This is a genomic window from Streptomyces sp. NPDC014764, from assembly GCF_043082785.1.
Taxonomy (GTDB): Bacteria; Actinomycetota; Actinomycetes; order Streptomycetales; family Streptomycetaceae; genus Streptomyces; species Streptomyces althioticus.
On the sequence record NZ_JBIBXY010000010.1, the window covers coordinates 181,775 to 193,894 of the forward strand.

9 protein-coding genes are annotated in these 12,120 nt (G+C 72.1%); 4 read left to right on the top strand and 5 right to left on the bottom strand.

Features of this window, described 5'->3' with window-relative positions; translation table 11 throughout:
- Positions 1-62: 62 nt before the first annotated feature.
- Entirely contained in the window at positions 63-1,574 is a 1,512-nt protein-coding gene (gene glpK, locus ACF1AG_RS23695; protein WP_391810361.1) for a glycerol kinase GlpK, read from the bottom strand.
- A 39-nt stretch (positions 1,575-1,613) separates the two neighbouring features.
- The gene (locus ACF1AG_RS23700; RefSeq protein ID WP_391810362.1) at positions 1,614-2,339 is read right to left on the bottom strand and encodes an MIP/aquaporin family protein; all 726 of its coding nucleotides are present in this window, start codon (positions 2,337-2,339) and stop codon (positions 1,614-1,616) included.
- A gap of 328 nt (positions 2,340-2,667) precedes the next feature.
- Here ACF1AG_RS23700 and ACF1AG_RS23705 point away from each other — a divergent pair, with 328 nt between their 5' ends.
- Together ACF1AG_RS23705 and ACF1AG_RS23710 are read left to right on the top strand one after the other, a co-directional pair.
- Positions 2,668-3,477: a M15 family metallopeptidase gene (locus ACF1AG_RS23705; protein ID WP_391810363.1), complete on the top strand. Its 810-nt coding sequence runs from the start codon at positions 2,668-2,670 to the stop codon at positions 3,475-3,477.
- Positions 3,478-3,525: 48 nt separating this feature from the next.
- Positions 3,526-4,056, top strand: a complete 531-nt coding sequence (locus ACF1AG_RS23710; protein WP_387796879.1) for an NUDIX domain-containing protein — start codon at positions 3,526-3,528, stop codon at positions 4,054-4,056.
- Here ACF1AG_RS23710 and ACF1AG_RS23715 read toward each other — a convergent pair.
- Positions 4,047-6,218 (bottom strand): glycoside hydrolase family 31 protein, encoded by a 2,172-nt coding sequence (locus ACF1AG_RS23715; protein ID WP_391810364.1) that lies wholly within the window; start codon positions 6,216-6,218, stop codon positions 4,047-4,049. The genes ACF1AG_RS23710 and ACF1AG_RS23715 overlap by 10 nt on opposite strands.
- Positions 6,219-6,431: 213 nt before the next feature.
- On the opposite strand from ACF1AG_RS23715, the gene ACF1AG_RS23720 reads away from it, so the two are divergent.
- Together ACF1AG_RS23720 and ACF1AG_RS23725 are read left to right on the top strand one after the other, a co-directional pair.
- Positions 6,432-8,399 carry an acetoacetate--CoA ligase gene (locus ACF1AG_RS23720; protein WP_391810365.1) on the top strand — a complete coding sequence of 656 codons (1,968 nt, stop codon included), beginning with the start codon at positions 6,432-6,434 and terminating at the stop codon, positions 8,397-8,399.
- Between the two features lie 90 nt (positions 8,400-8,489).
- Complete coding sequence (locus ACF1AG_RS23725) at positions 8,490-9,380, top strand: hypothetical protein (RefSeq protein ID WP_359603128.1); 891 nt, start codon at positions 8,490-8,492, stop codon at positions 9,378-9,380.
- 87 nt (positions 9,381-9,467) lie between these two features.
- Here ACF1AG_RS23725 and ptsP read toward each other — a convergent pair whose 3' ends face one another.
- Both ptsP and ACF1AG_RS23735 read right to left on the bottom strand, forming a co-directional pair.
- The gene (ptsP, locus tag ACF1AG_RS23730) at positions 9,468-11,138 is read right to left on the bottom strand and encodes a phosphoenolpyruvate--protein phosphotransferase (RefSeq protein ID WP_359603126.1); all 1,671 of its coding nucleotides are present in this window, start codon (positions 11,136-11,138) and stop codon (positions 9,468-9,470) included.
- 98 nt (positions 11,139-11,236) lie between these two features.
- Positions 11,237-11,686 carry a PTS glucose transporter subunit IIA gene (locus tag ACF1AG_RS23735; RefSeq protein ID WP_033275180.1) on the bottom strand — a complete coding sequence of 150 codons (450 nt, stop codon included), beginning with the start codon at positions 11,684-11,686 and terminating at the stop codon, positions 11,237-11,239.
- Positions 11,687-12,120 lie beyond the last annotated feature (434 nt).

Here is a 12,120-nt window from a genome sequence, read left to right on the forward strand (position 1 = left end):
GCGCTCCCGCCGACAGGAGCACGGGCCGCCGCACGACGGACGGGTCACCCCGTGCGCGTGGTTCAGTCCTCGCCCTCCTCGATCCAGCCCAGGCTCTTCTCCACCGCCTTGCGCCAGTTGCGGTACTCACGGTCCCGCACGGACGAGGACATGGCGGGCGTCCACTCGGCGTCCTTCCGCCAGTGCGACTTCAGCTCGTCCAGGCCGTTCCACACGCCGGTGGCCAGTCCGGCCGCGTAGGCGGCGCCCAGACACGTCGTCTCCGACACCCGGGGCCTGATCACCGGCACGCCGAGCACGTCCGCCTGGTGCTGCATCAGCAGGCCGTTCTTCGTCATGCCGCCGTCGACCTTCAGGGTGGTGATGCGCACCCCGGAGTCCTGGTACATGGCGTCGACGACCTCACGCGTCTGCCAGCTCGTCGCCTCCAGCACCGCCCGCGCCAGGTGCGCCTTGGTGACGTAACGGGTCAGGCCCGTGACGACGCCGCGCGCGTCGGAGCGCCAGTACGGGGCGAAGAGGCCGGAGAACGCGGGTACGACGTACGCGCCGCCGTTGTCCTCCACGCTCGCGGCGAGCGGCTCCATCTCGTCCGCGGTGCGGATGATGCCGAGCTGGTCGCGGAACCACTGCACCAGCGCGCCCGTGATGGCGATCGCCCCCTCCAGGCAGTACACGGGCGCCTCGTCGCCGATCTTGTAGCCCATGGTGGTGAGCAGCCCGTGCTTCGACGGAATCGGCCGGTCACCGGTGTTGAGCAGCAGGAAACTCCCGGTGCCGTAGGTGTTCTTGGCCGTGCCGACGTCGTAGCAGGCCTGTCCGAAGACCGCCGCCTGCTGGTCGCCCAGCGCGGAGGCGACGGGCACTCCGGAGAGCTGCCCCACGGCGGTGCCGTAGACCTCGGCGGAGGACCTGATCTCCGGGAGCACTGCCTCCGGGACGTTCATCGCCTCCAGGACAACCGGGTCCCACTGGAGGGTCTCCAGGTTCATCAGCATGGTCCGCCCGGCGTTGGTCACGTCGGTGACGTGCCGTCCGCCGTCGGTGCCGCCGGTGAGGTTCCAGATCAGCCAGGAGTCTATGGTGCCGAAGGCGATCTCGCCGTTCTCCGCGCGGGCCCGCAGCCCGGGCACGTTGTCCAGCAGCCAGGCCGCCTTGGGCCCGGAGAAATAGCTGGCCAGCGGCAGGCCCGTGCGGTCGCGGAACCGGTCCTGCCCGTCGGAGCCGCCGAGCTGCGCGCACAGTCCGGCGGTCCGGGTGTCCTGCCACACGATGGCGTTGTGCACGGGCTTGCCGGTGGACCGGTCCCACAAAACCGTCGTCTCACGCTGGTTGGTGATGCCCAGCGCGCTGAGCTGGCCGGCGCGCAGGCCCGCCTTGGCGAGCGCGCCGGCCACCACCGCCTGCACCTTGGACCAGATCTCCGTCGCGTCGTGCTCGACCCAGCCCGGCTTCGGGAAGATCTGGCGGTGCTCGCGCTGGTCGACGGCGACGATCGCGCCGTGCTGGTCGAAGACGATGCAACGGCTGGAGGTGGTGCCCTGGTCGATCGCGGCGACGAACTTGTCCGTCATGACGTCCCCTTCGTCGGTTCTGTCGTCGGTTCTGCGGAGTCAGAAGGCTGCCTTGAACACGAGCCCGGACAGCCCTCCGCCGATGAGCGGCCCCACGACGGGCACCCACGCGTAGCCCCAGTCCGAGGTGCCCTTGCGGGGGATCGGGAGCAGCGCGTGCACGATGCGCGGGCCCAGGTCACGGGCCGGGTTGATGGCGTATCCGGTGGGGCCGCCCAGCGACAGGCCGATGCCGACGACCAGGAACGAAACGATGAGGATCGCGGTGCCCGACTCGCCGAGCCCCTCGGTGAGTCCGAACGCCAGGATCGGCAGGACCAGGCCCGTGGTCGCGATGATCTCGGTGACGAGGTTGGCGACCGGGCGGCGGATCGCCGGAGTGGTGGAGAAGATGCCGAGCGTGGGCTGGGAGATGTCCTCCTCGGCGTTGGCCTCGAACTGCGCGTAGTACACCAGCCAGCACAGCAGGGCGCCCAGCATCGCGCCGACCATCTGACCGGCCACATAGATGTGGACCGTGTCCCACTCACCGGTGTCGACGGCGATGCCGAGGGTGACCGCCGGGTTGAGGTGCCCGCCGGACAGCGGGGCCGCGGTGTACGCCCCGGCCATCACGCCGAAGCCCCAGCCGAACGCGATGACCACCCAGCCGGCGTCCTTCGCCTTCGAGTAGTTGAGGACGACGGCGGCGACCACGCCGGCGCCGAAGAGGATGAGGATGGCGGTGCCGATGACCTCGCCGACGAATATGTCTCCGTTGCTCATGGCGGCTCCTGGGCCGGGGCCCGGGACGGTCGGCCCCGGACCTCACGTGCAGGGTGCGTTTCCCGTGGCGACGTCAGCCGAAGGCAGGGAGGATCCGCGCCCCGCCCGGCGTCCGTGACGAGCGTGCCGTCGCAGCCGCATCGCCCGTGGGGGAGTCCTGGCGTCGGTGGACGCCTGCCGTGGCGCGCCGAAATGCGCCGAGATGTACGACGATGCCGACTGACACCGGAAGTGTTCACCTGCGGTCAGGCAGCGTCAAGGTCGGCGACAGAACGGGCCGGGGCGCCTGCTTCCGCGCGGCGGCCCCCGTCTGATAGATGCAGGGGACATGACACGTTCTCCGCGCGCGGTACGCGCCCTGGTCACCACTCTCGCCGCCCTGCTCACCGCGACCGCGGCGGCCGCACCCGCCCGGGCGACCCCCGAACCCAAGGCGCCCCGCGACTTCGTGGCCCTGCACAGCGTCGACCCGACGATCCTCCACGAGATCCGCTACGTCACCCCGCACAACTTCGTCGGCGAGCCCGTCGACGGCTACCGGCAGCCCTTGTGCATCCTCACCCGGCCCGCCGCCGAGGCGCTCCGGACCGCCCAGCGCCGGCTGCTGCCGCAGGGCTACTCCCTCAAGGTGTACGACTGCTACCGCCCGCAGCGCGCCGTGGACCACTTCGTCCGCTGGGCCGAGGACCTCGACGACCAGACCATGAAGGCCGAGTTCTACCCGAACGTCGACAAGACCCGCCTGTTCGCCGACGGGTACATCGCGGAGAAGTCCGGCCACAGCCGCGGCTCCACGGTCGACCTCACCCTCGTGAAGCTGCCCGCCCACCCCACCCGCCCCTACCGGCCCGGCGAACCCCTCACCCCCTGCTTCGCCCCGAAGGACGAGCGGTTCCCCGACAACTCGCTGGACATGGGAACCGGTTACGACTGCTTCGACACCCTCAGCCACACCCTCGACCCGCGCATCACGGGCGAGCAGCGCGCCAACCGGATGCTGCTCAAGAACACCCTCGAGGACCTCGGCTTCGTGAACCTCGCCGAGGAGTGGTGGCACTACACCTTCAAGCCCGAGGCCTACCCGGACACCTACTTCGACTTCCCCGTGTCCCAGAGGTCCGTCGCCGGCCACCGCTAGACCGCCCTACCGGAGACGCCCCTTCCGCCATCGGATACAGTCCCGCGCGTGTCCGATACTCACGTTCCCAACTCCGCGGCGGGCAGCCACTGTTCCTCCTGCGGCGCGCCCTACGGAGAGGGCGTCTCCGGCTGGCCGCGCACCTGCCCCGCATGCGGCGCCGTCACCTACCGCAACCCGCTCCCCGTCGCCGTGGCCCTCCAGCCCGTCTACGACACCCAGGGCACCGCCCTGGTCGTCGTCACCCGGGCGATCCCGCCCGCCAAGGGCGGCACCGCACTGCCCGGCGGCTACATCGACGACGGCGAGGACTGGCGCCACGCCGTCGTCCGCGAACTCAAGGAGGAGACCCGCCTCGACGCGGAGAGCCGCGACGTCCGGCTCGTCGACGCCATGAGCGCCCCCGACGGCCACCTGCTGCTGTTCGGCCTGCTCCCCGAACGCCCGGCGTCCGACCTGCCCGCCTCCGCGCCCACCGACGAGACCGAGGGCACGCACCTGCTGCGCCGCCCCGAGGAACTCGGCTTCCCCCTGCACACCGTGGCGGTGCGCGCCTTCTTCGAGGGCCGCTACATCTGACCGCCCGTCCCGTCGAGCCCGCGGACGGCTACCGGCCGGGAGGGCTCCTGAGCGCCGTCCTCCTTCTCCCGCCGTACGACGACCCGCGGGCCCGAGCGGGACACCGAGTACCGCTCGACCTCCGGCTCCTCCCCGCCGTCCGGCACCACCAGCCCGCCCCCGCTCCGGCCCGGGGCGGGCGCCCACACCACCAGCCCGGTCCCGCCGTCCTCCCCGCGCACCGGCAGCACAGCGCCCGCCCGCGCGAACACGGGTGTCCGCTCCAGCGGGGCGTCGACCAGCACCTTCGCCGGCCCCTCGTACGCCAGCCCCGTCGCCGTGTCGTACCACCGCCCGCGCGGCAGCCGCACCTCCCGCCGCACCGCGCCGGGTTCCATCACCGGCGCCACCAGCAGCGCGTCACCCAGCAGGAACGCGTCCCGGCAGTCCCGCAACTCCCGCTCCTCCGGCGCCGGCCACCACACCGGCCGCACCATCGGCGCCCCGGTCCGCCGCGCGAGGTGCGCCAGCGTCACGAAATACGGCATCAGCCGCCGCCGCTCGGCCAGCGCCACGCGCGCGTGCCCCAGCACCACCGCGCCGTACTCCCACGGCCCGCCGCCCGCAGGACCCGCGCCGCCCGTGCGCAGCAACGGCAGATACGCGGCCAACTGGAGGCGCCGCACGTACAGTTCGGACTCCCCGTCCCCGCCGCCGCCCACGACGTCCGGACCCGAGAACGGCACACCGCACAACCCGAGACCCAACACCTGCGCGAGGGACACCCTCAGCCCGTGCCACCCCCCGGCGCCCTCGCCCGACCACACCCCGCCGTACCGCTGCGACCCCGGCCGGCCGTACGGTGACAGAGCCAACGGCCGCTCGTCGGCGGGCGCTCCGTCCAGCAGCCCTTCGTGCGCAGCCCGGGCCAGGTCCAGAGCATCCGCGCGCCCGAGCGCGACGGAGCCGTCGACCGTGTGCCACACCCCCGCGAAGCCCCGCGCCGCCTGCCCCGCGTACCGCACGCGCGCGTCGGCGAGATCCGGGACCACCCCCTCGCCGCGCCGGTCCTCCGGCCGCGCCGCCGCGGGCACCACCGACACCAGCCGTATCCCCTCCCGCCGCAGTTCGTCCGCCAGCACCGGCAGCTTCGGGAAACGGTCCTGGTCGACGGTGAACCCCCGGCCGCCGGCCAGGTGACCTTCGCCCAGATGCACCGCGTCCAGCGGCAGCCCCCGCTCGAGGTGACCGGCGACCACCCGCCGCACCTCGTCCTCACCGCCGGCGCCCTCCCGCACATGGTGATGGCCGAAGGCCCACGCGGGCGGCAGCGCCGGAGCCCCGGTCAGCGACGCCCACGTCAGCAGCACCCGCGCCGGGGTGCCCGCCATCACCCAGCCGCGCACCGGACCGCCCTCCATGCGCAGTTCGCTCGTCCCCACCCGGTCGTGCCCGGAACCGGCGCCCTCCGCGCCCTCCCGCAGCGTCAGCGTGCCGTCCCACGGGTTGTCGACGAACAGCAGATGCGTGCCCGCGTCGGCCACCACCAGCTGCACGGGCATCGTCACCGGCGCCGCGCTCCCCGTCCCCGTGACGCCGTCCCCCGGCCGATGGGCGCCGTCCCGCAGCAGCGGCCCCTCCACCCGGCCGCCCGGACCGAAGAAGCGGGCGTCCGCCGGCACCTCCGACCGCTGCATCCACCGCGCCGGACCCCCGTCCTCCGCCTCCCACCAGCGCGGCGGCAGATCACGCCGCAGCATCACACCCCCGGGCGTCAGCACCTCCAGCGCGCCGTGCCGCGACACCGCGACCGTCACCCGCTCGGCCACCACACGCCAGCCACCGTCCGTGTCCGGCTCCAGCTCCGCCCGCGGATCAGGCTCGGGACACGCGCCGGCCAACGCGTACGACGGCTCAGGACCGGCCCCGTCCCACCCCCAGAACACCGCGCCGTTCACCGCGACGAGGATGCGCAGCTCCGAGCGGGCGAACCGGATCACACCCCCACCGGGACCCGGCTCCACCTCCCGCACCGCCCCCGGCACCCGCGCCCGCACCCGCGGCCCGTGCCCGGTGGCGTCAGCACTCCGCCCGCGCCACGCTGCTCGTACGCTACGCAACCCCCGTGCCGCTCCCGCCACACCGACCGACCACCACGAACGCACCAGGTCACGACCGTTCATGTTGCTCACCCTGCCATCGACCGCGCCCCGCAAGCGTGGCGTTCAACTCCCGTTAACCCGTGATCGGACCACATCTTCACGACAGGGACTATGTGGGGGGCGCCCTGGTGCAGAAGTCGATCACGTGGCATCGTCCCTGTCAGCCGCGTCACGCGCACACCCCAGCCCGTGCGCGGAGGACGCACACGACGCGCACAGTCCGGGAGCAGCCCCATGTCGACCGTGAACCCTCAGCCGCTCTGGCAGCCGACAACGGAACGTATCGCCGAGGCCCGCATCACCCGGTTCCAGGCCTGGGCCGCCGAACACCACGGCGCCCCCGCCGACGGCGGCTACGCGGCACTCCACCGGTGGTCCGTCGAAGAGCTGGAGACCTTCTGGAAAGCGGTCACCGAGTGGTTCGACGTCCGCTTCACCACGCCCTACGAGCGCGTCCTGGGCGACCGCTCCATGCCCGGCGCCCAGTGGTTCCCCGGAGCGACCCTCAACTACGCCGAGCACGCCCTGCGCGCCGCCGACTCCCGCGCGGACGAGCCCGCCCTGCTCCACGTCGACGAGAGCCAGGACCCCCGGCCCGTCACCTGGGCCGACCTGCGCCGCCAGGTCGGCTCCCTGGCCGCAGAACTGCGCGCCCTCGGCGTACGCCCCGGCGACCGCGTCAGCGGCTACCTGCCGAACATCCCCGAGGCCGTCGTCGCCCTCCTCGCCACCGCAGCCGTCGGCGGCGTGTGGACCTCCTGCGCCCCCGACTTCGGCGCCCGCAGCGTCCTCGACCGCTTCCAGCAGGTCGAACCGGTCGTCCTGTTCACCGTCGACGGCTACCGCTACGGCGGCAAGGAACACGACCGCCGCGAGATCGTCGCCGAACTCCGCCGCGAACTGCCCACCCTGCGCGCCGTCGTCCACATCCCGCTGCTCGGTACCGAGGCCCCCGACGGCGCCCTCGAGTGGTCCGCCCTGACCGCCGCCGACACCGCACCGGTCTACGAACAGGTGCCCTTCGACCACCCCCTGTGGGTGCTCTACTCCTCCGGCACCACCGGACTGCCCAAGGCCATCGTCCAGTCCCAGGGCGGCATCCTCGTCGAGCACCTCAAGCAGCTCGGCCTGCACTGCGACCTCGGCCCCGAGGACCGCTTCTTCTGGTACACCTCCACCGGCTGGATGATGTGGAACTTCCTCGTCTCCGGCCTCCTCACCGGCACCACCGTCGTCCTCTACGACGGCAGCCCCGGACACCCCGACACCGGCGCCCAGTGGCGCATCGCCGAACGCACCGGGGCCACCCTCTACGGCACCTCCGCCGCGTACGTCATGGCCTGCCGCAAGGCCGGCGTCCACCCCTCACGCGACAACGACCTGTCCGCCGTGAAGTGCGTGGCCACCACCGGCTCCCCGCTGCCGCCCGACGGCTTCCGCTGGCTGCACGACGAGGTCCGCCACGACCTGTGGATCGCCTCCGTCAGCGGCGGCACCGACGTCTGCTCCTGCTTCGCCGGAGCCGTCCCCACGCTCCCCGTCCACATCGGCGAACTCCAGGCCCCCTGCCTCGGCACCGACCTGCAGTCCTGGGACCCCAGCGGCAAGCCCCTCACCGACGAGGTCGGCGAACTGGTGGTCACCAACCCCATGCCGTCCATGCCGATCCACTTCTGGAACGACCCCGACGGCAGCCGCTACCACGACAGCTACTTCGACACCTATCCCGGCGTCTGGCGCCACGGCGACTGGATCACCCTCACCTCACGCGGCTCCGTCGTCATCCACGGCCGCTCCGACTCCACCCTCAACCGCCAGGGCGTCCGCATGGGCTCCGCCGACATCTACGAGGCCGTCGAACGCCTCCCCGAGATCAAGGAGTCCCTGGTCGTCGGCATCGAACAGCCCGACGGCGGCTACTGGATGCCGCTCTTCGTCCACCTGGCGCCCGGCGCCACCCTCGACGACGACCTGACCGACCGCATCAGGAAAGCCATCCGCACCCAGCTCTCGCCCCGGCACGTCCCCGACGAGATCATCGAGGTGCCCGGCATCCCGCACACCCTCACCGGCAAGCGCATCGAGGTCCCGGTCAAGCGACTCCTCCAGGGCACCCCCCTGGAGAGGGCCGTCAACCCCGGCTCCATCGACAACCTCGACCTGCTCGCCCACTACCAGGAGCTGGCCCGCACCCGCCCCTGACCGGTCACGCCCCGTCTCCTCCTCCGCACCCGCTGTCAGTGCCGCCGATTACGGTGAGTGAGCATTGATCGACCGTGCAGAGGGGGAGACATGACGTACACCGACCACCGGACCCTGCGACGCGTCCTGCGCCGCGAGATCGTGGGCACCATCGGCGTGCTCACCGACGAACACGACTTCCGCGCCATGCGGCGCTACGACACCTTCGTGTTCGACGACCACGCCACCTACCTGAAACACGTCGAAGCCGTGCTGCGCACCCGCGCCCTCGAGGGCAGCCACACCACGGTGGCCCTCTTCGACCCCGAGGAGTACGCCGCCTGGTGCGCCCAGCACGACCACGACCCCGACAGCCACCTCAGCCGCACCCGCTTCACCGCAGAGCGCGCCGTCACCGGACCAGCCGTCCCCTACGACGGCCGGCCCCTGTCCGACCTCATGACCACCCTCGTCGACGAGGCCGTCCGCCGCGCCACCTGGGAGTACGCCACGATGCTCCTCGCCCGGCTCGGCCCCTGCGCCTCCTGCGGCGAGGACCTCGGACACGCGGCCTTCACCCGCGCCTCCCGGCTCGTCTCCCGCATCCTCGACAGCGCGCCACCGGGCGACCGCCATCTCGTCTGCAGCGTCTCCGGACCACCCGAATCCCTGGTCGCCGTCCTGCACGCCGACGACACCGACGACGGCGTCCGCATCGACGACACCGAAGCCCTGGAGTTCACCACCGTCCTGGCAGCCGGCCTCGCCACCGCGGGCTCCGGCGGCCTCGTGATGCGCACCAGCACCCCGGGTGCCCCCGACCGCATCCACGGCTGGCGCATCCGCAGCCACGGACTCGTCCCCCTCACCGCCGGAGAGGTCTTCGACGCCTACTGCACCGACACCGAGACCGGCGAGATCATCCCGCCCGAGTCCAACGTCGACTACTGCGCGTCACCCGACCTCACGGACGCCGACCCCGGCCCGGACCACCGCCACTGACCCCGGACGGCAACGGGACATACCCGAGGGGCGCCCCACCGAAGTGAGGCGCCCCTCGGGACACGGCCTCGCCAGGCCCGGCGAGGACTACTCGCCCGACAGCACCGCCCGCGCCGCGCTCCGCGCCTCCTCCGCGCTGTCCGCGGCCCGCGCGGCAGCGGCCGCCCGCTCGCACTGCGCCAGCGTGAACTTCGCCAACTGCGCACGCACATAGGGAATGGACGCCGCACCCATCGAGAGAGAGGTGACACCCAGCCCCGTCAGCACACACGCCAGCAGCGGGTCCGACGCGGCCTCGCCGCACACCCCGCAGCTCTTGCCCTCGGCCCGCGCCGCCTCGGCGGACAGCGCCACCAGGTCGAGCAGCGCCGGCTGCCACGGATCCTGCAACCGGGACACCGCACCCACCTGACGGTCCGCGGCGAACGTGTACTGCGCGAGGTCGTTCGTGCCCAGCGACAGGAACTCCACCTCCCGCAGCACCGAACGCGCCCGAAGCGCCGCCGACGGAATCTCCACCATCGCGCCGTACTTCGCCTGCAGCCCCGCCTCGCGGCACGCATCCGCGAACGCCTTCGCGTCGGCCCGGTCCGCCACCATCGGGGCCATCACCTCGAGGTGGGTCGGCAGCCCTTCCGCGGCCCTGGCCAGCGCCGTCAGCTGGGTGCGCAGCACCTCCGGGTGGTCGAGCAGCGTCCGCAGACCGCGCACGCCCAGCGCCGGGTTCGGCTCGTCGCCAGGGGAGAGGAACTCCAGCGGCTTGTCCGCACCCGCGTCCAGCACCCGCACCACGACACGCCCCTCGGGGAACGCCTCCAGCACCTGCCGGTACGCCTCGACCTGCTTCTCCTCGGACGGAGCGTTCTTGCTGTCGTCAAGGAACAGGAACTCGGTGCGGAACAGACCGACGCCCTCGGCGCCCGCCTCGACCGCCGCCGGGACATCGGCCGGTCCGCCGACGTTCGCCAGCAACGGCACCTTGTGCCCGTCGGCCGTCGCACCCGGACCGGTCGCCGCCGCCAGAGCGGCCTTCCGCTCGGCCGCCGCGGACTCCAGAGCGGCCCGGCGCTCCTCCGTCGGGTTCACGAAGATCTCGCCCGAGCTGCCGTCGACCGCTATCAGCGTGCCCTCGGCGATCTCACCGGCCCCCGGCAGCGCCACGACCGCAGGCACGCCCAGAGCACGCGCGAGGATCGCGCTGTGACTGGTCGGCCCACCCTCTTCGGTCACGAAACCGAGCACCAGTGTGGGGTCCAGCAGCGCGGTGTCCGCCGGCGCGAGGTCCCGCGCCACCAGCACGTAAGGCTCGTCGCTGTCCGGCACACCCGGCATCGGCACGCCCAGCAGGCGCGCCACGATGCGGTTGCGCACGTCGTCCAGGTCGGCCACCCGGCCCGCCAGGTACTCGCCGGCGTTCGCCAGCAGTTCGCGGTACGCGGCGAACGCGTCGTAGACCGCGCGCTCGGCGGAGCTGCCCACGGCGACACGCCGGTCGACGTCGGCCATCAGCTCCGGGTCCTGCGCCATCAGCGCCTGCGCCTCGAGCACCGCCTGGGCCTCGCCGCCGGCGAGGTTCCCGCGCGCGGTCAGATCGGCCGCGACCGCCTCCACGGCCTGACGGGCGCGCTGCTGCTCGCGCTCCGCCTCCTCCGCCGGGATCTGCTTGGCCGGCGGCTCCAGCACCGCCGTGCCCATGTGCCGTACCTCGCCGATCGCCACCCCGTGGCTCACGCCGACGCCTCGCAGCGTTGTCTCCATCTCACCCGTCTCCGGTAAAGCGGCGGGTCGCGCCGCAGCGTCCGATGTTCTGTGCCGTCGCCCGATGCCGTCGCGGCCGTCGTGGGGACGGCGTCACGTCACTTCCAGAGGAAGAGCGCGTCGCCCGCCTTCACGTCGCCCTCTTCACGGAGCTCGGAGAGGGCGTCCGCCGTGGCCTCCAGCGCCACGATCGGGCACACGGGGGACTTGCCGGCGGCCTCGACGGCGGCCGGGTTCCAGCGCACGATGCCCTGCCCGCGCGTGACGGTGTCCCCCTTGTTGACGAGCAGTTCGAAGCCCTCGCCGTTGAGCTGGACGGTGTCGATGCCGAGGTGGGTGAGCACGCCGTGCCCGTTCTCGTCCACGACGACGAACGCGTGCGGGTGCAGAGAGACGATCACGCCGTCGACGGGGGAGACGGCCTCGGAAGGCTCCCGCACGGGGTCGATCGCGGTGCCCGGGCCGACCATGGCCCCGGAAAAGACCGGATCGGGCACGGACGCCAGTCCGATGGCGCGTCCTGCGAGCGGGGACGTCACGGTGGTCATGGGAGTCCTCCCAAGAGATGGAGATCTGTACGAGCGCCGTCACTGGCTGTCTCCGGCGTGCTGTTCAGCAGGGTATGTCATAAGACGTACCGATTCCGGGGGACAAGTCCAGGCCAGGTGGTCCAGACAAGAGGTCTAGACCACCCACTCTAATCGATTTGCACGCGGTCTGCGACCCCGTGTACAGTCTTAAACCTGCCTGGGGCTGAGGGATGCACACACGCATCCAGGACCCGGCAGCAACCCAATCTCGTCAGATCCTAACTTTGGATCACATTCTGCATGCCTGCGGAACGGTGGTCAGGGGGCCGGAAAAACACTGATAGAGTTTGGAAACACCGAAGGGAAGCGCCCGGAGGAAAGCCCGAGAGGGTGAGTACAAAGGAAGCGTCCGTTCCTTGAGAACTCAACAGCGTGCCAAAAGTCAACGCCAG